This is a genomic window from Thalassovita taeanensis, from assembly GCF_900110775.1.
Classification (GTDB): Bacteria; Pseudomonadota; Alphaproteobacteria; order Rhodobacterales; family Rhodobacteraceae; genus Litorimicrobium; species Litorimicrobium taeanense.
Window position 1 is genome coordinate 183,554 of record NZ_FOEP01000001.1, and the last position, 22,799, is coordinate 206,352.

The window sequence follows — 22,799 nt, forward strand, 5'->3', positions numbered from 1 at the left end:
TGGCACCTTTTCGAGCGGGCACAATATTTGCGCGGTTTTTGTCACATGTATTTTTGCGGCTCGTCTTTGGGGCACACAGTTCACCGATGCTTTTAAGGATGAGGGGTAAACGTGCCGAATTCAACGCCTTTCCCGGGTTTCCCACAGAGTTGCCCACAGCGGGCATTGACGGGCTGTTAACCTCTTGAATCACGGCCCGATATTTCCGCTGTTAGGTCAACAGCTATTTGCTGAATAAATTGTAAAAAACCCGTTGACCCCTCATGGTTGAATACGCCAGATTGTGTGGGCTAGCTGGATCAGCCACAAGATATGGTGGCGGCGCGGTCAGCGGGGACACATCTTTTGATTGCCGGGCGATGGCCCGAATTCTGGTGCAGCTGCGGTGCGGTTTTGCTGATGAAGACTTGTCTGCGCACGTTGTTTCAGCTTGGCGCCGGGGGCAAAGACACCCGGTTTTGAGACAAAAAGCTGGAAATATGGGGCAGCACGCATGAAAATCGAAAGAAAGTTCACCAAAGCCGGTCAGGACGCATATGCCGATCTGGATTTCGTCACGACGGTCTCCGAGATCCGCAACCCTGATGGCACTGTGGTGTTCCGGCTGGACGAGGTCGAAGTGCCCTCGAGCTGGAGCCAGGTGGCCTCTGATGTGATTGCGCAGAAATATTTCCGCAAGGCCGGCGTGCCGGTGAAAATGAAGACGGTGGCCGAAAAAGGCGTGCCCGAGTTCCTGTGGCGTTCGGTTCCGGCGTCGAAATCGGTTGAACTGGGCGGCGAAACAAGCGCCAAGCAGGTGTTTGACCGTCTGGCGGGGGCCTGGGCCTATTGGGGTTGGAAGGGTGGATATTTCAGCACCGAGGAAGACGCGCGCGCCTATTATGATGAGATGCGGTTCATGCTGGCGACCCAGCGCGCCGCACCGAACAGCCCGCAGTGGTTCAACACCGGCCTGCATTGGGCCTATGGCATCGATGGCCCGGCGCAGGGACATTATTATGTGGATTATCAGACCAAAGAGCTGACCAAATCGGCGTCGAGCTATGAGCACCCGCAGCCGCATGCCTGCTTTATTCAAGGGGTGAAGGACGATCTGGTGGGCGATGGCGGCATCATGGACCTGTGGGTCCGCGAGGCGCGTCTGTTCAAATACGGCTCGGGCACCGGCACCAACTTCAGCAGCCTGCGGGCGGCGGGGGAAAGCCTGTCTGGCGGCGGAAAATCGTCGGGCCTGATGGGGTTCCTTAAGATCGGTGACCGGGCCGCGGGCGCGATCAAATCGGGCGGCACCACGCGGCGCGCGGCCAAGATGGTGATCGTGGATGCGGATCACCCGGATATTCAGGAATACATCAACTGGAAGGTGAAAGAGGAACAGAAAGTTGCCTCGATCGTCGCCGGGTCAAAGATGCACGAAGAAAAGCTGAACCTGATCTTTGCCGCGATCAAGGGCTGGGACGGCAGCAGCGATGATTCGGTTGATCCCAGCAAGAACCTTCAGCTGAAAGACGCCATTCGCGCCGCCAAAAAGGTCGCGATCCCAGAAACTTATGTCAAGCGCGTGCTGGATTATGCCAAGCAGGGTTATGGCAGCATCGAGTTTCCGACATACGACACCGATTGGGATAGCGAGGCCTATGCAAGCGTTTCCGGCCAGAACTCGAACAACTCGGTTCGGGTCACGGATGCCTTCCTGAAAGCGGTTGAAGACGATGCCGATTGGGAGCTGATCCGCCGCACCGACGGTAAGGTCGCCAAGACCATCAAGGCGCGCGATCTGTGGGAAGACATCGGCCACGCGGCCTGGGCCTGTGCCGATCCGGGGATCCAGTATCATGACACCGTCAACGCCTGGCACACCTGCCCGGAAGATGGCGCCATTCGCGGCTCGAATCCGTGCTCGGAATATATGTTCCTGGACGATACGGCATGCAACCTGGCCTCGATGAACCTGCTGACCTTCCTGAAGGACGGGGTGTTTCAGGCCGAGGATTACATGCATGCGACCCGTCTGTGGACGCTGACGCTGGAAATCAGCGTGACGATGGCGCAGTTCCCGTCGAAAGAGATCGCACAGCTGTCGTATGATTTCCGCACGCTGGGCCTTGGCTATGCCAACATCGGCGGTCTGCTGATGAACATGGGCTTTGGCTATGACAGCGACGAGGGCCGGGCGCTGTGTGGCGCGCTGACGGCGGTCATGACCGGTGTGGCTTATGCCACCTCGGCCGAGATTGCCGGCGAGTTGGGCGCGTTTGACGGCTATGCTCGCAACCGCGAACACATGCTGCGGGTGATCCGCAACCACCGCACCGCTGCCTATGGCGCGACTGAGGGCTATGAGACGCTGGCGATCAAGCCGGTGCCGCTGGATCTGGCGAATTGCCCCGACGCACGTCTGACAGAGCTGGCGCTGACCAGCTGGGACGAGGCGCTGAAGCTGGGTGAAGCGCACGGGTTCCGCAACGCGCAGGTATCGGTAATTGCCCCGACGGGCACGATCGGTCTGGTGATGGATTGTGACACAACAGGCATCGAGCCGGATTTCGCGCTGGTGAAGTTCAAGAAGCTGGCCGGTGGCGGATACTTCAAGATCATCAACCAGTCGGTGCCAGCGGCACTGGAAAACCTGGGCTATGGCTCGGCTCAGATCGAAGAGATCGTTTCTTATGCGGTGGGGCATGGCAGCATCGGCAATGCGCCGGGGATCAACCACACCAGCCTGATCGGCCATGGCTTTGGCAGCAACGAGATCGAAAAGGTCGAAGCGGCGCTTGGCTCGGCCTTCGATATCCGGTTCGTGTTCAACCAGTGGACGCTGGGCACCGAGTTCTGCACCAATGTGCTGGGCATCCCGACCGAAAAACTGAACGACCCGACCTTCGATCTGCTGCGCCATCTTGGCTATAGCCGCCACGACATCGAGGCCGCCAACGACCATGTTTGCGGGACGATGACGCTGGAAGGTGCGCCGCATCTGAAGGAAGAGCATTACCACATCTTCGATTGCGCCAATGCCTGCGGCAAGAAGGGCAAGCGGTATCTGAGCGTCAACAGCCACATCACCATGATGGCCGCGGCGCAGTCGTTCATCTCGGGGGCGATCAGCAAGACGATCAACATGCCCAACGACGCGACGATCACCGATTGTCAGAAAGCCTATGAGCTGAGCTGGTCGCTGGGGATCAAGGCGAATGCGCTGTATCGCGACGGATCGAAGCTGAGCCAGCCTTTGGCGTCAGCGCTGATCGAGGATGATGACGAGGCCGCCGAGATTCTGGAAAGCGGATCGGCACAGGAAAAGGCCGTGGTTCTGGCGGAAAAGATCGTGGAGAAGGTGATCGTCAAGGAGATCATCAAATCCCACCGCGAGAAGATGCCGCAGCGGCGCAAGGGCTATACCCAGAAGGCCAATGTCGGCGGGCACAAAGTGTACCTGCGCACCGGCGAGTATGAGGATGGCACCCTGGGTGAGATCTTCATCGACATGCACAAGGAAGGCGCCGGTTTCCGGGCGATGATGAACAACTTCGCCATCGCGGTTTCGGTGGGCCTGCAATACGGCGTGCCGCTGGAAGAGTTCGTGGACGCGTTCACCTTCACCAAGTTCGAACCGGCCGGCATGGTGCAGGGCAACGACAGCATCAAGAATGCGACCTCGATCCTGGACTATATCTTCCGCGAACTGGCGGTGTCATATCTGGATCGGACCGATCTGGCGCATGTCAAACCGCAAGGAGCCGCGTTTGACGATCTGGGGCGTGGCGCTGAAGAAGGCGTGTCGAACGTCGAAGAGCTGAGCGAAACTGCGGCGTCGAAATCGCTGGAGGTGCTTAGGCAGATCAGCTCGACCGGGTATCTGCGCAAGCGCTTCCCGCAAGAGTTGGTGGTGCTGCAAGGCGGTCAGACGATGGGCGGCATGGCCCTGACGGGGACCGATCCGGTGGCAGCGTTGCAAACGCTGGTGCCCGCAACTTCGGCGGCCCCCGGCACGGTGACGATGACCGCCACCACGGCGATCTCGTCGGGTGCGATCACGATGGACGCGCGCGCCAAGGCAAAGATGCAGGGCTATGAGGGCGAGGCCTGCGGCGATTGCGGAAACTACACGCTGGTGCGCAACGGCACCTGCATGAAATGCAACACCTGCGGCGGGACAAGCGGGTGTAGCTGACACGGGTCACGGGGCAAGTGCGCTTGCCCCGACGACGCTCAGGCCACAGGCAAAAAACGAGCGGTAAACTATAGAGTAGCCTGAGCGGCGAAACTGGGGGGCCTTGTGCCCCCCGTTTTTCTGTCGATTCGGCTGAGTCGCGGGCGTGGCGATGTTTCGCCGCCGTGCATCTGCCCCGCAACAGAGCCAGTTCCCGCTTAAATTGTATCTCCGCGTGGAGATTTCCCGCTGAAACTGGCGCGGCAGGATTTTGCCCGGCGTCTGTTCGCCGTCGGTTTTGGGGCAATCCGGCATGTTTTGGCAGGTTTGGCCGGGGAGCAGTGCCCGTGATGGACGCGGATCGTGGCGCGGCGCCAGATGTGTCCTGAAGGACTGAACCTTCGCGACAACGTTCACAGGAGACGAGAACATGACCAAGACCATGACAGGACTGACGGCTGTGCTGATTGCTGCGGCGACCTCTGCGCTGGCAATGGGGGCAGGCGTTTCGGGGATGGATGCCAACGGCGACGGGATTTTGACCCTCGACGAGGTGCAGGCGGTTCACCCCGAAGTGACGGAGGAAACCTTTGTCACCATGGATGCCAACGGCGATGGGGCGCTGGATGATGCCGAAACTACCGCAGCGCAAGAGGCCGGGCTGATCAAAATGCCATCAGACAGCTGAGGCAAGGGCGGTCCCCGGCGCATCTCCGGGGGCCGTCTGTTTCTGCGGGCTCAGTTGGCCGCGCGGGTCAGCATACCATACAGGTCGCGCGGGTCGTCGGGGTCGGCCAGCAGGTCAAGCGGCTGAAAGAATGCGCTGCCCTGGATCTGATCGCGGATATAACGCAGGGCGCTGAAATCCTCGGTCGCGAAGCCGACGCTGTCGAACAGGGTGATCTGACGGGCATCGCGGCGGCCGGTGGCGGCGCCAGTGATCACTTGCCAGATTTCCGTTACCGGATGATCGGCTGCAAGTTGCTGAATCTCGCCCTCGATCCGGGTTTGCGGCGGATATTCCACAAATATATCAGAGCGATGCAGGATCGCCGCGGCCAGTTCGGTCTTGCCGGGGCAGTCGCCGCCGATGGCGTTGATATGCACGCCCGCGCCGACCATGTTGTCGGTCAGGATGGTGGCCTGTTGCTTGTCGGCAGTGCAGGTGGTCAGGATCTGTGCGCCCTCGATGGCTTGTTCCGGCGTGGTGCAGGCGGTGACATGCAGGCCGGTGCCGGTCAGGTTGCGCACGACCTTGGCGGTGGCGGCGGGGTCGATATCATAGAGCCGCACATGGGTGATGCCGCAGATCGCCTGCATCGCCAGACTTTGGAATTCAGACTGCGCCCCGTTGCCGATCATTGCCATTGTGGTGGCATTTTTCGGCGCCAGATAGCGCGCGACGAGGGCCGAGGTGGCCGCCGTGCGCAGGGCCGTCAGCAGGGTCATTTCGGTCAGAAGAACCGGATACCCGGTATCCATATCTGCCAAAAGTCCAAATGCTGTAACGGTTTGCAGGCCATTCTTCATGTTCTTGGGGTGGCCGTTGACGTATTTGAACCCGTAAGATTCGCTGTCCGAGGTTGGCATCAGCTCGATCACGCCGTCGGCCGAATGGCTGGCGATGCGCGGGGTTTTGTCAAAGTCGGCCCAGCGGCGGAAATCATCCTCGATATAGTCAGCCAGACCGCGCAGCATCGCGGGCAGGCCGATGTGATGCACCAGCTGCATCATGTGATCAACCGAGACGAAAGGCACGAGGGCCTTGGAGGAAGGAGTGGTCATGTTGGGGTCCTCAGGCGTAAGCGCGGGTGGGGCGGTCGAAGACGCGGCGACCCAAGGCCGAGGCCGCCAGATCGACCATCAACTGGGCGGTGCGGCCGCGCTCATCCAGAAATGGGTTGAGTTCAACCAGATCGAGCGAGGTCATCAACCCGCTATCATGCAGCATTTCCATCACCAGATGCGCCTCGCGGGCAGTGGCGCCGCCGGGGACGGTGGTGCCGACGGCGGGGGCCACGGACGGGTCAAGGAAATCGACATCCAGCGAGACATGCAATGCGCCGTTCGCCTTGGCGACACGGCTGAGGAACGCGGCGAGGGGGACGGCAATGCCGGTTTCGTCAATTTCGCGCATGTCGTGGCGGTGGATATTGCTGGCCTGCAACGCTGTCCGTTCAGGCGCATCGACCGAGCGCAGGCCGATGATGCAGATGTTATCCTCGGGCACCGGGGCGGGCACGCGCGGAAAGCCATCAAACCCGTCGCGCCCGGTGACATAGGCCAGCGGTGTGCCGTGCAGATTGCCCGACGTTGTGGTCTTGGGCGTGTGGAAATCGCTGTGGGCATCAAGCCAGAGCACAAATTGCGGCCGGTCGTGCGCGGCGGCATGCGCGGCAACGCCCGCGACTGTGCCCAGCGACAAGCTGTGATCGCCACCCATGAAGATCGGCACGCCAAGCGCCATCGCGTTTTGGGCGGCGGCGGTCAGGGTTTTGGTCCAGCCGATGGTTTCGTTGCGGGCATACAGATGCGCGTCGGTTTCCGCCGGAAAGGGCGCGGGCTTGAGATTGCCCATATCGGTTACGTGATGGCCCAGATCGCGCAGGGCGCGGGTCAGATTGGCGGTGCGATAGGAATCGGGGCCCATCAGGCAGCCGGGGCGGCGTTTTCCGCTGTCGACGGGGGCACCGACGAGGATGCAATGTTGCATAGGGTCTGTCCTGTTACCGGGGATGAAGAGGTTGAATAGGGTTTTGGAGTCGAATTGGGGTGGAGTGAAGCCGATAATTTGTACAAAATGGCTGTAAATATTTCAAAACGGATGGAGAAACGCCCGAAATGGATGATTTGGATCAAGCGCTGATTTCGGCGCTCAGGCATGATGCGCGGGCGTCTTTGTCAACGCTGTCGGATCAGCTGGGCGTGTCGCGGACCACGGTGCGCGGGCGGATCGAGCGGTTGCAGCAACGCGGAGAGATTGTCGGCTTCAGCGTGGTCACGCGCGGCGATGTGGCGCGCGATCCGGTGCGCGGGCTGATGATGGTGGGGATCGAGGGGCGCGGCGCGGATCGGATCGTGCGGCAACTGACCGGCATGGCCGAGGTGCGGGCGGTTCATACCACCAATGGCCGTTGGGATCTGATTGTGGAGCTGGGCACACGCACGCTGGAGGAGTTGGACGCGGCGCTGACGGCGATCCGGCGGCTGGACGGGATTTCGGTCAGCGAAACGAACCTGCTGCTGGCGACACGGAAATCCGGGGTCTGAGGTCGGGCAGATCGGGCTGGGTAGATCAGGCTGGGCGGCGTGCCGCCCAGATCCAGATCGCCACCAGCACGAACGAGGCCAGCGCATTCCAGCTGGCCATCGACAGGCCGAACAACTGCCAGCTGACCTGATCGCACAGCACCAGCTTTGGGCCGACCGTTGACAGAAGATCGCCGCCGGTCAGCCCGTTCAAGCCGCCGGACGAGGTGCAACTGGTCGGACCTTGCCACCATCCGCGCTCGACCCCGGTGTGATAAACGCCAAGCCCGCCGGTGATTGCGGCGGCCAGTGCCCCCAACAGGGCCAGCGCCCGGTGGGTTTGCGTCGGCAGGGCAAAGGCCATCAGCCCGATCACGATCGCCGCCGCATGCGGCCAGCGTTGCCACAGGCACATCGCGCAGGGCGGATATCCGAGGAACTGAAACACAAACGCGCCGCCCAGTAGCAGGGCAGAGCCAAGGGCCGCGATCAGCATGAGGGTTTTACGGTCAAGGATCATAGGTATCTCACCAAAAAGAAGCCGCCCAGCAGGATGAGCAGGAAGAGGGTGATCATCAAGCCCAAGCGCCGCTCGATGAAATCACGAATGGGGGGGCCGTATTTCCACAGCAACGCCGCCACCAGGTAAAACCGCACGCCGCGGGCGATGATTGATGTAACGACGAACGTGACCAGCGGCAGGCCGGTCCAGCCCGACATGATGGTGATCACCTTGAACGGGAAGGGGGTCATGCCCGCGATCAGCACCGGCCAGAATCCGAACGAATTGAAACGGGTGTTGAATTCGGCGATGGCGTCGGTCTTGCCCATGGTTTCAAGGATCGGACGGCCCAGTTGTTCATAGAACAGCGCCCCGATCGCATAGCCAAGCAGCCCGCCCAGCACCGAGGCCACCAGCGCCACCCCGGCGATCAGCCAAGCGCGCGAGGGCCGGGCCAAGATCATCGGGATCATCAGAACATCGGGCGGGATCGGAAACACTGACGCCTCGATAAAGGCGATCAGCGCCAGTGCCCAAAGGGCGCGGGGGTGCTCGGCCAATGACATGGTCCAGCGGTAGAGAGAGGTCAGCATGCCGTTCGCACCTTTGTTTCCCAGTGTTACGCCACGCGGGCGGGCTGGGGTCAACCGAATTTAGCCTGATTGTGGCGGGGTCTGATTACGGGCTCAGGAACCTGGCAGGAACGCAGCAGTCTTGCGGGCGGTGCGCAAGGCGCGCGCTGGATGCAACAGAAGTGTGAAAACGGCGCACTTTGCCTCTGGACGAGGCAGCAAGAGCGCGCTAGAGATCCCGTCGCGTGCCCAAGTGGCGGAATGGTAGACGCAGGGGATTCAAAATCCCCCGCCGCGAGGCGTGCCGGTTCGAGTCCGGCCTTGGGTACCAGCCAACTCTTTCAGTTATTTCTGTTGCTATATTACAGGACGTTCACACGCCCAGGGCGGCAGAGCATTGATCGCCCGAAGGCCGCGATGCCCCCGCGACCGACACGCCGACCCGTTCAAGGCTGATCCGACCGCATCCAAGGTCACTAGAGAGCAACCGTACAGTGGGGCCAAATGCCTGCCGGGCGGACAGCACGCCGCCAGTCAAGCGAGCCCAACTGCCGGGATCTTCGCCGCATGTTTCCGGGTCTTGAGGTCAGCAACGTTCATCCGATAGCGGTATTCATAGGGGCGGGTTGTTGCCTTCGGCCTTGGGCGACCACAATTTTGCCAAATTTCGCGTGTTCTCGTCGGTTTCACCCTGATTGATTCGGCCCAATACCTGACGCAAGGGCAGGTCGCATGTTCCAAGAGGGCAAATAATCCCCTTAATTTCAGGAGATTGGTTCCGTTTACTTAACGTAAAGTTTTCGGTTCGTCTCAAAGATGACAAAAATTCGCCCGAAAGGTTAAGGTGATCCCGGTCTCTGGCATGGAAACAGTTCAGCAACCTAGGCGCGAAAATTTCCCGTATCGGCAGAAATTATTTTCATCAGGTGGGATAATCCACAGAAAACTGGACGGAGTCTGTGGATAACTTTCCCGGATATGGAACCAATGCGTTTGCAGAAAATTGCCGCGACCGCGAGAACTTGGGCATTTGTGTGAAATTCTTCGCTTTGTGCGACGCGGCGCCTCGGATAGTTTGAGTACAGCCCAACTGGGGGGCTGAAGTCTGCTGGCTGCGGGGGCGGCCAAAAAAAATGTTATTCATCCGGTCGGATGCACGACGGCGCGGCGGATTTGCTGGTTTTCAGCTGCTCGGCTCGTCGAGTTGGCCTGTTCCACGTGGGAACGGGGCGGGGAAAGTGTATCTTGTGCCAAAACACGATGGATAGCGTGAAAATTTGGTTTCGGGCGGAGTGTCGTTCAGTTGAACACTTTGTCTGTGCTGTATGGGGAACGCCCCCGTCGCAATGGTGAAAGAGGGTAAAAATGGCTGACTTGGTTCTAGATTGGTCACTGTTGGGTGCGTATGGCACCGGTGTAAGTGGTACGACAACCGTTGAGACCGGCGGTGTCGCGGTTAACGTGGGCTTTGCGGCCGTTGACGAGGGGGCCACCGCGTTCACTGTGAACACGGACAACTATGTGGCCCCGGGCGAGGCTTTCGATCCCAACTCGGCTCTGAAGCTTCTGGGGCTGGGCGGCGAGGGCGGAATTGACACGACCTCGGTGACGACGCTTGATTTTACGGCGAGCGACGATGCCTTCAGCGACAGTGTCCAGAACGTCAGCTTCCGCCTGAACGACATTGATGGCGGCGCCGACCCGGACAACGTGGCGGGCAGCCACTTCGACAAGGTCATTATTCACGCCTATGACGCCGACGGCAACGAAGTGCCTGTGGTCTTCACCCCCGGCGCCGATGTGACCCTTGGGCCGGATCGGGTTTATTCTGACGATCCCGACAGCTACAGCCCGACTGACGCCGATGCCTCGGCACTGGTCAGCATCGAAGGCCCGGTGGCACGGATCGAGATTGAATATGCCAATCTGGGCGATGACGCTCAGCGGGTCTATGTCAGCGATGTGCATTTTTCGACCGTGCCCGCCGATCCCATTGAACTGGACGGGATTGTAGAAGGCACCGCAGGCGACGACGTGATCGACGTGCTCTATACCGGCGATCCCGAAGGCGACATGATCGACAACGACGATGCGATCGACCCGGCGGCCGGACCGAACGACGATCTGGTGCACGCGGATGATGGCAATGACACGGTATTTGCCGGCGTCGGCGACGATACGATTTATGGCGACGAAGGCCGCGACCGGATGTTTGGTGGCGACGATCAGGATCTGTTCAACGACGTCACGGATATCGACCGCGTCGACGGTGACGAAGGTGGCGTGGATTTCGACCGTCTGGACCTGACCGGCAAAGGCCCGGTCTATATCGAATACACAAGCGATGATCACGAGGACGGTGTTGTTACCTTCCTCGACACCGGCGAGACGGTGTCGTTCCGCAATATCGAAACGATCATCACCGATTCAACCGGCGGGCCTGACGGAATTGTTCAGGGTACCGCAGCGGGCGAGGTCATCGACGTCAACTATACCGGGGATCCGGATGGCGACATGATCGACGCCAGCGATGCGATCCTGCCGGGGGCGGCGCCGGACGACGATCTGGTGATCGCCGGTGCAGGCGATGACAGCATCATCTCGAACCTGGGCGACGACCGTATCTATGCCGGTGTGGGCAATGATCTGGTTGATGCCGGTGTTGGCGACGACACCATCCTTGGCCAGGAAGGCGACGATTCGATCAACGCCAATGACGGCGACGATCTGGTGATCGGCGGCGCGGGCGACGACGAGGTTTATGGCGGCGCCGGCAACGACTTTGTAAACCTCGAAGAGGGCGACGACCTTGGCGAACTGGGCGAGGGCGATGATACCGCCTATGGCCGCGACGGGGATGACTATATCGACGGTGATATCGGTGCGGATTACATCGACGGTGGCAACGACAGCGACACGCTGACCGGCAACGATGGCGATGATACGTTGTTGGGCGGTGCGGGCGACGATAGCGTGTTTGGCGATGTCGGCGACGACAGCCTTTATGGCGGCGCGGGCGATGACCACCTGTCGGGTGGCGACGGCGACGATATGATTGAAGGCGGCGCTGGCAACGATGAAATTCTGTCGGGCACCGGCACCAACGAACTGTTTGGTGGCGATGACCGCGATGTCTTCTATGCCGGTCAGACAGATTACGTTGATGGCGGCGAAGGCGGCGACGATTTCGATACGCTGAACGTCTGGGGCCCGGCGACGGTGACCTATGACGGCGGTGACCCGGCAAGCGAAGCCGGGATCATCACCTTCCTTGATAGTGCAGGCGACCCGATCGTCGGTGCCGATGTGCGCTTCATCAATATCGAACAGGTGGTGATTGCCGACGCCTCCGGGCTTGATGGTGTGGTCGAGGGCACGGCAGGCGATGACCTGATCGATGTGGCGTATGTCGGCGACCCCGAAGGGGACCGGATCGACCACGTGGATTCGCTTGAGGTCTTCACCGACAGCCCCGACGATGCCGATTATCCCGGTACTTTCGTCGAAATTCTGGGCGGGCCGGTGCGCGGTGACAACCGCGATGCGGTGCTCGGTTATGAAGGCGATGACACCATTTATGGCGGCAACAGCGACGACGTCATTTATGCCGGTGCGGACAATGACCTTGTGTACGGCGAGTTGGGCGACGACGTTCTGGTCGGCGAAGGCGGCGACGACACGCTGAGCGGCGGACGCGGGTTTGACCGGCTGTACGGCGGCGCCGGTTCCGATCTGGTGTCCGGTGGTGCCGGTGATGACATGCTGGTCGGCGGCGATGGCGGTGACTATACCAGCCACGGCGCGGTCACGGCGGGTGCCGACAACGACACGATGGATGGCGGCGCTGGCAACGACACGCTGATCGGCGGCATTGGCGAGGATTCGCTAAGCGGCGGTGATGATCGCGACACGTTCCTTGGGGCCAATATCAATGATTTCGTTGACGGTAACGAAGGCGGCGACGATTTCGATACGCTGGATCTGCGCGGAACCACCGAAACGGGCGGATCCCTGCACGTCACCTATGAGACCAATCCCGAAAACGGCACGGTTGAATATTTCGACGCAACTGGCGCCTCGACCGGGACGATGGCGTTCCAGAACATCGAAAACGTCATTCCCTGCTTCACGCCGGGCACCACGATTGCCACGCCCAGAGGCGAGCGTCTGGTCGAAGAACTGCGCGAAGGCGACCGGATCATCACCCGTGACAACGGCATTCAGGAAATCCGCTGGGTTGGCGCGCGTCAGATGACCGGGCTTGAACTGGCGCGGGCACCGCACCTGAAACCGGTCCTGATCCGGGCCGGGGCGCTTGGCAATGATCTGCCCGAGCGGGATATGCTGGTCAGCCCGAACCACCGGATGCTGGTCAACAACGACAAAGCCGCGCTGTACTTTGAAGAGCGCGAAGTTCTTGCGGCGGCCAAGCATCTGATCGGCGGCGCAGGCATTCAGGAAGTGAACGTGGTAAGCACGACCTATATCCACTTCATGTTCGATCAGCACGAAGTGGTGTTGTCGAACGGCGCCTGGACCGAAAGCTTCCAGCCCGGCGATTATACGCTGGCAGGGATTGGAAACGCGCAGCGCAACGAGATTCTGGAACTCTTCCCCGAACTGGCGACACAGGACGGGATCAAGGGATACCACTCGGCGCGGCGGTCTTTGAAGCGGCATGAAGTGCAGCTTTTGGTCCGGTAACACACGGTTGTTGGCTTTGCAGTGTTCCCCTCCGGTCTGACCGGGCGGGGACCGGAAAAGGAGCCGGGGGCCTGTGCTCCTTTTCCGTCAACTGAGCGCTTTTCTTGTCAAAGGCTGCGCTTATGTTCGCCCCCTTGTGCCCGGTGTGTGACGCATGTTTGCCATGTTTGGCGTGGCCAAAACTGCCCACAAAAGCGGCGATCGGATTTCAGATCATTGAATAATAACGATTTTGTCTTGTTGCGTGCCTGCCCGTATGACGGGGTGCGTTCGGGGCAATTTGCGGGTGCTGTACTGGAATGACCCGTATTCCGCCGAATTCTTGCCGAATAAACCCTGTCTAAAGGAACGTGACGTAGGGTCCAGAGTTCCGATGCCAGACATCGGAGTGTAACGAGCAGGTGTTGAGGCAGATATGAGACGCATTCAGGCAATAACCGCACGACGGCAAGGCTTGCAAACCGCCAACAGGCGCGCGCTGCTGTGCGCAACGGAATGCGGGCGTCCTTCGGCATCCACCTCGGAAAGCCGAGGTGACGCATGAGCACGTCATTCATTGCCTACGGGATCGATGTTGTCGCAAATCCCAGCATCAACGCGCTGTCCGGCGCGGGCAATCAGGGGCAGGGGCAGATCACCGTCACCGGCGGGTCGCAGCCGTTTTCCGACACGCAAATCATCGAGGTTCTGGTCGAAAACGAACAGCCCAATGGTGAACTTGACGGCTCTGCGCGGATCGTCGGGATCCGGGTCTATGACAGCCAGGCCGATTTCGACAGCGGCACCGTTCTTTATACTTACGAGCCGCAGAATCCGGGCCAATATGCCAACGTGCAGTCATCGCTGGATGGGTTGGGCGACAGCTATATCCGGTTCAACTCGAATGTGCTGATCTCTTCCGATCCGGGCGCACCACCGCTCAACTCGCTGCTGATCGCGCCGGGCACGGATGCGAATGACCATCTGGGGTCGCTGACCATAGACCGGTATACCGATACCGATTTCGACGGCGATGGCACGATTGATCCCGGCACGATCGAGACAGCCAACGGTCAGTTCAACGCCAACTATTCCCAACTGGTTTATGGCCCCACGGCGGACGGGATCGTGACCGGATCTGCGGGCGGCGATGTGATGTCGCTGGGCTATACCGATCCAAGTGATGGCGATCAGATTACGACGGGCGACGACACCATTGATGGCGGCGGCGGCAACGATCAGATCAACGGCGAGACCGGCGATGACGTGATCCTTGGCGGCGGCGGCGATGATACGATTACGCTGACCGACGGGTTCGGCAACGATACGATTACCGGCGGCGAAACCGGCGAAGTCAGCGGCGATGTGCTGGACGCCAGCACGGTCACCAGCGATCTGACCTTCGACCTCAGCGGCTCCGACACCGAGGCGGGCACCGTCAGCGACGGCACCGGCACCACCAGCTTTTCCGAGATCGAGAACCTGGTTCTGGGCGCGGGCACCGATACGCTGGTGTTGGGCGATGCGGGCGGCGCCCGGGTGGTCGAGAATTTCACCGCGCCGACCAACAACTGGAACGGCACCTATACCGGCTATGATCAGCTGAACGTCGCCGGGCTGACCGATGCCACCGGCGCGCCGGTGGATACGCAGGACGTGACCGTCAGTGATGATGGCGCGGGCAATGCGGTGTTGGGCTTTCCCAACGGCGAAAGCTTGACGCTGATCGGCATTGCACCGGGTGATATCGACAGCCGCCCGGCACTGATCGCGATGGGCATTCCCGACGGCGGGCTGGATTACGTGGTCGAAGGCACGGATGGCGCCGATGTCATCGACACCTTCTATACTGGCGATCTTGATGGCGACATGGTCGATGCGGCAGACGCGCTGGATGGATCGAACGATGATGTGATCATCGCGGGCGCTGGCGACGACACGGTTCTGGCCGGAGAGGGCGACGATTCCATCGAAGGCGGGCTGGGCCATGACCAGCTTGAAGGCGGCGAGGGCAATGACACGCTGGCGGGGGGCGCGGGCGATGACATCATGTATGGCGGGGTTGGCGACGATCTGGCCATTGGCGGTGACGGCGCTGACTCGTTTGAAGGATACGACGGCGCCGACGTGTTTTACGGTGGCGATGGCGACGATTGGGTCAATGGCGACCGCGGCGATGACACGCTGTTCGGCGGCGCGGGCGACGACTGGATGCGCGCCAGCTATGGGAACGATTCCCTCGAAGGCGGAACGGGCGACGATTATATCTGGTCGGGCTATGGCGACGATACGATCCGGCTGGAAAACGATTTCGGCAACGACACGATCGAGATGGAAGGCCAGGAAGAGGTCACAGGGGATATCCTTGATATCAGCTCGGTCACCGATGACCTGACGATTGATCTGACGTCGTCGTTGCAAGGCGTCGGCACAATTTCCGACGGCGTTTCAACCGCGACCTTCGAGGGCGTTGAACATCTGGTGCTGGGCAGCGGCAGCGATACGCTGGTGCTGGGCGATGTGTCCGGCTCTGACACGGTCGAGGCGTTCAGCGGCCCGACCCTGAACACCGATGGCAGCTATAGCAGCGTTGATCGGCTCGACGTCAGCGCGCTGCATGATCAGGATGGCAATCTGGTCGATACCGGCGATGTCATGGTCAGCGATGATGGTGCGGGCAACGCGGTTCTCAGATTCCCCAATGGCGAGCAACTGACGCTGATCGGCGTGGCGCCTGAGGCGGTATCCTCGCCGCAACAGCTCGAGGCGATCGGCATTCCGCCGGAGCCCTCGGACGGGATCGTATCGGGCTCGGTCGGCGATGACCTGATCGACGTGGGCTATGACGGGGATCCGCAGGGCGACGTGGTGGACGGCGGCGACGCCAACCTGCCCGGCGAGAGCGGCGATGACGACATCATTCAGGCTGGTGCAGGCAATGATACCGTGCTGGCCGGCGCCGGAAATGACGAGGTTTTGGGCGAGCTTGGCGACGATTCGATGGACGGTGGAATTGGCGATGATGCGCTGGATGGCGGCGCAGGCGGCGACACGCTGAGCGGTGGCGCCGGCAATGATACGCTGACCGTGTCCAGCGGCGATCTGGGCACCGGCGGCGATGGCGACGACGTGTTTTACGTCGACAACACCCTGCTGGATACCACGACGTTTCAGATCGACGGCGGTGCTGGCGGCGAAACGCTGGGCGATACCCTGCATGTGACCGGCCCCGCCACGATCACCTATGATGCGCTGGACCCCGAAGGTGGCACCGTCGAATGGCTCGACGGTTCGATCCTGCGCTTTGATGATATCGAAAATGTCATTTATGTTCCGTGCTTTACCATGAATACCCGGATCAAGACCATTCGCGGAGAGATCCGGGCCGGAGAATTGCAGGTCGGCGAGCGGGTCTTGACCCGCGATGATGGATTTCAGCCGGTGCGCTGGATCGGCCGCAAGGAATTGTGCGAACAGGATCTGATCCGCCAGCCCGAACTGCGCCCGGTGCTGATCAGTGCGGGCGTGTTGGGGCCGCACTTGCCCGAACGTGATTTGCTGGTCTCGCCGCAGCACCGAATGCTGATCAGTGGCCCGGACACGCAGCTGTGGTTCGGCGAAGAAGAAGTGTTCGTGGCCGCAATCCACCTGCGCTGTCTTGAAGGGGTTGAACAGATCCTCCTGCCCACGGTGACCTATGTGCACTTCATGTTCGATCAGCATCAGATCGTTCAGGGCGATGGCGCCTGGAGCGAGAGTTTTCAGCCCGGTGATCTGACCCTGATGGGCATGGATCAAGCACAGCGAGACGAGCTTTTTGCGTTGTTTCCTGCATTGCAGGACGGGGCCGATACACGGAAATATCCAGCGGCTCGTTCGACCTTGAGCGCACAAGAGGCACGGGTGTTGCTGAGATAAATCCGCCAGCGCTTGGCTGTGTTGTGGCCGTCAGGATTGGCGGGCGCGCCAAACTTCCCATGCTTCGGGCGTGTCCAGATCAGTCAGCGCATGCTGGTCGGGCAGGGGGCACAGGTGAACGCGGTCGCGGTGCTGGCGCAACAGCGCCCGCGCGCCTTCGTCGCCGCCAAGTTGCAGCAAGTCATTGAAATAACAGCGTGGAAACAGAACCGGATGGCCGGGATGCCCCTCGGATGAGCTGCCGCGGATCAGCGCATCGGGCGGAAAATCACGCCGACAATCTGCGACCTGACGCAGGTCGTCACGGCTTAGGTCGGGCATGTCGGCGGGCAGGATCATCACGGCCTCTATGTGATCCGGCAGCGCGGCCACCCCGGCGCGGATCGAGGCGGACATGCCAAGCGCCGCGTTCCGAACCCAAACCGGCGTGGCACCTGTGCCCGTCAGCACCGCCGCGCGCGCATGATCGGGACCGGGCAATGTGACCCAGACCGGAAGGCCCGTGGCGCTGGCCCGTGCGATCATCCGGCTCAGAAGCGGTGTACCGTCCAGCAGTTCCAACAGCTTGTCGCGCCCCGGCCCCATCCGCGAGGAAGAGCCGGCGGCAAGCAGCAAAATGGCGGTTGTTTCGGGCATGGCTGGCCTTTGGCGAAGGGCGGGTGCCTCAGCATGACGACAGGACCGCGCAGGCGCAATTAACTTCCGCGCATCCGCGCCCCATCGGCATCAAACAACGGCGTCGTGATCAGCGTGGCGGGGCGCTTTTCGCCAAGGATCTCAATCTCGACCGCAAGCCCTTCGGTGGCGCGATCACGCGGCACAAAGCCAAGCGCGATGGATTTTCCCGCATGGTGCGAATAGCCGCCCGAGGTGCAGAACCCCACCACCGCGCCATCCAGCCAGATCGGTTCATAGGCCGAGACGTCGGTCTCGGTCGCGTCCACCTCGAACGCGCAAAGCTGTCGCGCGGGCGGCGTCGCGCGTTCGGCTTCGGCTGCAGCACGACCAATGAAATCGGCGGGTTTCTTGAAGCTGATGAACCGATCCAGCCCAGTTTCGGCGGGGGTGTAGTCGGGCGAAAACTCTCGCATCCAGCCGCCGAAGAACTTGTCCAGCCGCAGCGACATCATCGCGCGCATCCCAAACGGGGTCATCCCATGCGGTTGCCCCGCCTGCCACAGCGCCGACCAAAGCGCGCGCTGTGCCATCGGATCGCAATAGATTTCAAATCCCAGATCGCCGGTATAGCTGACCCGCTGCACCAGACAATCGACCATGCCCAGCGTCAGTTTGCGCAGATCCATGAATGCGATGTCCGATACATCCTCAAGCGTGCAGGATTGCAAGACCTTGCGGGCGTTTGGCCCGGCGATCTGAAACCCGGTCAGCCGGTCCGAGATGTTTTCCACCGTGACATCAGCGGCTTCGTGCTGTTCGAACCAGCGCATGTGAAAGGCTTGCGCGCCATATGATCCGGTCAATTGATACGCGTCGGGTCCGAGACAAGAGATGGTGAAATCGCCGATGATCCGCCCGCTGTCCGATAGCATCGGCGACAGTGACAACCGCCCCGGCTTGGGGATGCGCCCCGCCATGATGCGGTCCAGCCAGTCACGCGCACCCGGCCCGGTGACAAGATATTTGCCGAAATTCTGCACTTCGTTGATGCCGACGGCCTCGCGCACCGCTTTGACCTCGCGCGCGGTGGCGGCAAAGGCGTTGGAGCGGCGGAACGACGGGGTTTCAAACGACGGCTCGTCGCCGGTGGCGAAATAATTTGGCACCTCCAACCCATATTGCGCGCCCCAGACTGCGCCCATGCCCTCGAAAACATCATACATCGGCGTTGTGCGCAGCGGGCGGGCGGCGGGCAGTTCCTCGTTCGGATAGCTGACAGAGAACCGTTTTTGATAGTTTTCAATGACTTTCGGGCGGGTATAGCCGGGCGTGATCCAGTCGCCGAAGCGGGCGCAATCCATCGCCATGGTGTCACGCTCGGTCTCGCCCTCGATCATCCACTGCGCCAGCATCAGGCCGACACCGCCGCCCTGGCTGAACCCGGCCATCACCGCGCAGGCGGACCAGTAATTGCGCAATCCGGGCACCGGCCCGACCAGTGGATTGCCATCGGGGGCAAAGGTGAACGGCCCGTGGATTACCGATTTGATGCCCGCCGTTTCCAACACCGGGAAGCGCTTATAGGCAAAGGCGATACTGTCTTCGATCTTGTCGAAATCATCGGGCAGCAGTTCATGCCCGAAATTCCACGGCGTGCCCTTTACTGCCCAGGGCCGACAGGGTTGTTCGTAGAACCCGATGCACAGCCCGCGGCCTTCTTGCCGCAGATAGCTTTCGCCCGCTGGGTCCATCACATGCGGGTGTTCGCTGTCGCGTTCATAGATCGTCGGAATGTCGTCGGTGACGACATATTGGTGCTCCATCGGGTGCAGCGGGAAATACACCCCGGCCATCGCGCCAACCTCGCGCGCCCAAAGCCCACCGGCATTGACCACATGTTCGGCATGGATCGTGCCCTTGTCGGTGATCACATCCCACGTGCCATCGGGGCGCTGGTTGGTCTCTTTTACCATGCAGTGGGTTTCGATCGTCGCGCCACCCATCCGCGCGGCCTTGGCATAGGCGTGCGTGGTGCCCGAAGGGTCAAGATGCCCGTCCAGCGGATCATAAAGCGCGCCAATGATGCCATCCAGATTGGTGATCGGGGCGATCTTGGCGATCTCTTCGGGGGAGATGATCTCGGTCTCCAGCCCCATATAGCGGTGCTTGGCGCGTTCAGCCAACAGCATGTCAAACCGGTCGCGATTGTCGGCCAGCGTGATGCCACCAACATGATGCAGCCCGCACGACATGCCGGTGATCTCTTCCAGCTCTTTGTACAGCCGGATGGTATAGCCCTGAAGCGCCGCCATATTGGTATCGCCGTTCAGCGTGTGAAACCCGCCCGCCGCGTGCCAGGTTGATCCGCTGGTCAACTCCGACCGCTCCAGCAGCATCACGTCGGACCAGCCCAGCTTGGTCAGGTGATAAAGCACGGAGCAGCCAACGACGCCTCCGCCAATAACGACAACACGGGTGGTGGTTTTCATGGCAGGCCTCCGCTTGCAAGTTTGGTCGAGCGTCGCGCCGGTGCGGGCAAACGGCAAGTCATTTCACGACATTTCCTGTCGCAATAGGGATTTCTCCGAAATGGTCCGGGACCGACGCGGCATGTCGGGATCGGGCAATTCGCGGGGTTGGCTCTGGCTCAATCTGAGCCAAAGGTCATAGCAGGAAGTGCAATATGAAAACCCATGCTCAGGCAGTTGTCATCGGTGGTGGCGTCATCGGCTGCTCGATCCTGTATCATCTGGCCAAGCTGGGCTGGTCCGACGTGATGCTGCTCGAACGTGACGAGCTGACATCAGGCTCTACCTGGCACGCGGCGGCGAATATTCACGGGTTGCATGACAGCACCAATATCAGTCGCATTCAGCACTACACGATGAACCTGTACAAGGAACTGGAGCAGGAAACCGGGCAGGGCTGCGGCGTGTTCCAACCCGGCTCGCTCTATCTGGCGCAGACCGAGGACCGTGAACACCAGCTGCGGCTTCAGGCGGCCAAGGCCAAGCTTTACGGGATGAATTTCCACGAGGTGACCCGCGACGAGGCCGAGCGCCTGCACCCGTTGGTCGATTTCGACGGCATCCGCTGCATCATGTATGAACCCGATGGCGGCAATGTCGATCCCTCTGGCGTGACCAACGCCTATGCCATCGGCGCACGGGCGCGCGGCGCCGAAATTCACCGCTTCACCCCCGTAACCGCCACCGAACAGCAACCCGACGGCACGTGGGTCGTGCGCACGCCCAAGGGCGATATTCACACCCAATGGGTGATCAACGCCGCCGGGCTGTGGGGCCGCGAGGTTGCCGCGATGGCCGGGCTGACCCTGCCTTTGATGCCGACCGAGCATCAGTATTTCGTGACCGAAACCATTGCCGAAATCGCCGCACTCGACCGGCGGCTGCCGTCGGTGGCGGACCGCGACGGCGAATATTACCTGCGGCAAGAGGGCAAGGGCCTGCTGGTCGGCGCCTATGAACGCGACATGCGCTTCTGGGCCGAAGACACCACGCCGCCGGGCTTCGGTCACGAGCTTTTCGCCGATGATCTGGACCGGATCGAGGAAAACATGCTGCGCGCCATCGCGCGGGTGCCCGCAGTGGGCGCGGCAGGCATCAAGCGGGTGATCAATGGCCCGATGATTTGGTCGCCCGACAGCAACGTGTTGTTTGGCCCGGTGCCTGAACTGTCGAATTATTTCTGCTGCAACGGCATCATTCCGGGGTTCAGCCAATCGGGCGGCATGGGATTGCTGGCGGCGGAATGGGTCATTCAGGGCGAAACCCGCTATGACATGTTCGCCTGGGATATGGCGCGGTTCGGCGATTGGGCCGACAAGGCCTTCACCCGCGCCCGCGTGCAGGATCAATATGCCCACCGGTTCAAAATCCATTTCCCCAACGAAGAACGCAGCGCTGGCCGCCCGGCGCGCACCCGCCCGATCTATCAGCTCCAGCGCGAAATTGGCGCGGTCTTTGGCCTGAACACTGGATGGGAACACCCGCTTTGGTTCTCTGACACCCCCGACACTCAGGAAACCAACGGCTTCACCCGGCAGAACTGGTTCGCTCCGGTGGGCCACGAGGCGCAGATGCTGCGGCAGGCCGCCGGGATCATCGACATCTCCAACTTCGCCAAATACCGCGTCAAAGGGCCTGGGGCCGAGGATTGGCTGAACGCGGTTTTCGCCAACCAGATGCCGCGCGCCGTGGGCCGGTCCTGCCTGACGCCGCTGATCTCGAAACGTGGCGGCATTGCCGGGGATTTCACCGTGACCCGTCTGGCCGACGATGAATTCTGGGTGATCGGATCGGGCATGGCCGAACGCTATCACCAGCGCTATTTCAAGCAGGTGCCGCTGCCGCAGGGCACCACATTCAACAGTCTGACCGACAGTATTTGCGGCTTCAATGTCGCCGGGCCACGATCACGCGACATGCTGGCGCCGCTCACCACCGCTTCGCTGGATACTGTTGATTTCCCCTTCATGGCCAGCCGCCGGATCGACATCGACGGTATCAAGGTGATGGCGCTGCGGGTCTCGTTCACCGGCGATCTGGGCTGGGAACTGCACTGCGGCACCGCCGATCAACCCCGGCTTTACGCAGCCCTACTGAAGGCGGGCGAACCCTTCGGTGCCGGGCCGGTTGGAAGCCGTGCATTGATGTCGCTGCGCATCGAAAAGGGCTATGGCTCGTGGGGCCGCGAATACAGCCCCGAATACTGGCCACAAGAGGTCGGACTGGACCGGCTGGTCAAGCTCGATAAACCCTTCCTCAACCGCGACGCCGCCGCCGAGGTCATGGCTAAACCCGCCCGCGAAACGCTGGTTATTCTGGACATCAAGGTCGATCAGGCCGACGCCACCGGCGGCGAGCCGATCTTCAAGGACGGGCAGGGCATTGGCCGCGTGACTTCCGGCACCTATGGCTATTCCGTCGGCACGTCACTGGCGCTGGGATATGTCAAAACCGCCACCCCCGGCGATACGGTCGAGGTGATGATCCTCGGTCGCCCGCACAAGGCCCGCATTCTGGCACAGCCCCCCTTCGACCCCGAAGGAAAACGCCTGCGGGCCTGAGCCCGCCAACCCTTC

12 protein-coding genes and 1 tRNA gene are annotated in these 22,799 nt (G+C 61.2%); 7 read left to right on the plus strand and 6 right to left on the minus strand.

Going from position 1 to position 22,799, the window contains the following annotated elements:
• The first annotated feature begins 493 nt into the window (after window positions 1–493).
• The gene (locus BSF79_RS00860) at window positions 494–4,174 is read left to right on the plus strand and encodes a vitamin B12-dependent ribonucleotide reductase (protein ID WP_090266950.1); all 3,681 of its coding nucleotides are present in this window, start codon (window positions 494–496) and stop codon (window positions 4,172–4,174) included.
• Between the two features lie 409 nt (window positions 4,175–4,583).
• Window positions 4,584–4,841, plus strand: coding sequence for an EF-hand domain-containing protein (locus tag BSF79_RS00865; RefSeq protein WP_090266953.1), 258 nt, complete (start codon window positions 4,584–4,586; stop codon window positions 4,839–4,841).
• A gap of 50 nt (window positions 4,842–4,891) precedes the next feature.
• On the opposite strand, the gene BSF79_RS00870 is transcribed toward BSF79_RS00865, so the two are convergent.
• Together BSF79_RS00870 and rocF are read right to left on the minus strand one after the other, a co-directional pair.
• Window positions 4,892–5,938, minus strand: a complete 1,047-nt coding sequence (locus BSF79_RS00870; RefSeq protein WP_090266956.1) for an ornithine cyclodeaminase — start codon at window positions 5,936–5,938, stop codon at window positions 4,892–4,894.
• Window positions 5,939–5,948: 10 nt separating this feature from the next.
• Entirely contained in the window at window positions 5,949–6,866 is a 918-nt protein-coding gene (gene rocF, locus BSF79_RS00875; protein ID WP_090266960.1) for an arginase, read from the minus strand.
• A 128-nt stretch (window positions 6,867–6,994) separates the two neighbouring features.
• Between rocF and BSF79_RS00880 the strand changes: the two genes are divergently transcribed.
• Complete coding sequence (locus tag BSF79_RS00880; RefSeq protein ID WP_090266964.1) at window positions 6,995–7,423, plus strand: Lrp/AsnC family transcriptional regulator; 429 nt, start codon at window positions 6,995–6,997, stop codon at window positions 7,421–7,423.
• Between the two features lie 25 nt (window positions 7,424–7,448).
• Here the strand turns inward: BSF79_RS00880 and BSF79_RS00885 are convergent, their stop codons facing one another.
• Window positions 7,449–7,922 carry a disulfide bond formation protein B gene (locus tag BSF79_RS00885; RefSeq protein WP_090266968.1) on the minus strand — a complete coding sequence of 158 codons (474 nt, stop codon included), beginning with the start codon at window positions 7,920–7,922 and terminating at the stop codon, window positions 7,449–7,451.
• Complete coding sequence (locus BSF79_RS00890; protein ID WP_090266971.1) at window positions 7,919–8,497, minus strand: YqaA family protein; 579 nt, start codon at window positions 8,495–8,497, stop codon at window positions 7,919–7,921. The genes BSF79_RS00885 and BSF79_RS00890 overlap by 4 nt, the downstream gene beginning before the upstream one ends.
• A gap of 226 nt (window positions 8,498–8,723) precedes the next feature.
• Between BSF79_RS00890 and BSF79_RS00895 the strand changes: the two genes are divergently transcribed.
• The 3 genes from BSF79_RS00895 (at window position 8,724) to BSF79_RS00905 (ending at window position 17,077) form a co-directional block, all read left to right on the plus strand.
• Window positions 8,724–8,807 (plus strand) — tRNA-Leu (locus BSF79_RS00895).
• A 1,034-nt stretch (window positions 8,808–9,841) separates the two neighbouring features.
• Window positions 9,842–13,180 (plus strand): Hint domain-containing protein, encoded by a 3,339-nt coding sequence (locus BSF79_RS00900; protein ID WP_139246360.1) that lies wholly within the window; start codon window positions 9,842–9,844, stop codon window positions 13,178–13,180.
• A gap of 540 nt (window positions 13,181–13,720) precedes the next feature.
• Window positions 13,721–17,077 carry a Hint domain-containing protein gene (locus BSF79_RS00905; protein WP_090266974.1) on the plus strand — a complete coding sequence of 1,119 codons (3,357 nt, stop codon included), beginning with the start codon at window positions 13,721–13,723 and terminating at the stop codon, window positions 17,075–17,077.
• Between the two features lie 30 nt (window positions 17,078–17,107).
• On the opposite strand, the gene BSF79_RS00910 is transcribed toward BSF79_RS00905, so the two are convergent.
• Both BSF79_RS00910 and BSF79_RS00915 read right to left on the minus strand, forming a co-directional pair.
• Entirely contained in the window at window positions 17,108–17,713 is a 606-nt protein-coding gene (locus tag BSF79_RS00910; RefSeq protein WP_090266979.1) for a nucleotidyltransferase family protein, read from the minus strand.
• Between the two features lie 59 nt (window positions 17,714–17,772).
• Window positions 17,773–20,184: a GcvT family protein gene (locus tag BSF79_RS00915; RefSeq protein WP_090266982.1), complete on the minus strand. Its 2,412-nt coding sequence runs from the start codon at window positions 20,182–20,184 to the stop codon at window positions 17,773–17,775.
• Window positions 20,185–20,378: 194 nt separating this feature from the next.
• On the opposite strand from BSF79_RS00915, the gene BSF79_RS00920 reads away from it, so the two are divergent.
• Window positions 20,379–22,784, plus strand: coding sequence for a GcvT family protein (locus tag BSF79_RS00920; protein ID WP_090266985.1), 2,406 nt, complete (start codon window positions 20,379–20,381; stop codon window positions 22,782–22,784).
• Window positions 22,785–22,799 lie beyond the last annotated feature (15 nt).

Bases quoted from the DNA above. Each gene is read 5' to 3' on its own strand.
- BSF79_RS00900 (WP_139246360.1), top strand. From the start codon at position 9,842: ATGGCTGACTTGGTTCTAGATTGGTCACTGTTGGGTGCGTATGGCACC.
- BSF79_RS00865 (WP_090266953.1), top strand. From the start codon at position 4,584: ATGACCAAGACCATGACAGGACTGACGGCTGTGCTGATTGCTGCGGCG.
- BSF79_RS00870 (WP_090266956.1), bottom strand. From the start codon at position 5,938: ATGACCACTCCTTCCTCCAAGGCCCTCGTGCCTTTCGTCTCGGTTGAT.
- BSF79_RS00915 (WP_090266982.1), bottom strand. From the start codon at position 20,184: ATGAAAACCACCACCCGTGTTGTCGTTATTGGCGGAGGCGTCGTTGGC.
- BSF79_RS00920 (WP_090266985.1), top strand. From the start codon at position 20,379: ATGAAAACCCATGCTCAGGCAGTTGTCATCGGTGGTGGCGTCATCGGC.
- BSF79_RS00910 (WP_090266979.1), bottom strand. From the start codon at position 17,713: ATGCCCGAAACAACCGCCATTTTGCTGCTTGCCGCCGGCTCTTCCTCG.
- rocF (WP_090266960.1), bottom strand. From the start codon at position 6,866: ATGCAACATTGCATCCTCGTCGGTGCCCCCGTCGACAGCGGAAAACGC.
- BSF79_RS00890 (WP_090266971.1), bottom strand. From the start codon at position 8,497: ATGCTGACCTCTCTCTACCGCTGGACCATGTCATTGGCCGAGCACCCC.
- BSF79_RS00880 (WP_090266964.1), top strand. From the start codon at position 6,995: ATGGATGATTTGGATCAAGCGCTGATTTCGGCGCTCAGGCATGATGCG.
- BSF79_RS00905 (WP_090266974.1), top strand. From the start codon at position 13,721: ATGAGCACGTCATTCATTGCCTACGGGATCGATGTTGTCGCAAATCCC.
- BSF79_RS00860 (WP_090266950.1), top strand. From the start codon at position 494: ATGAAAATCGAAAGAAAGTTCACCAAAGCCGGTCAGGACGCATATGCC.
- BSF79_RS00885 (WP_090266968.1), bottom strand. From the start codon at position 7,922: ATGATCCTTGACCGTAAAACCCTCATGCTGATCGCGGCCCTTGGCTCT.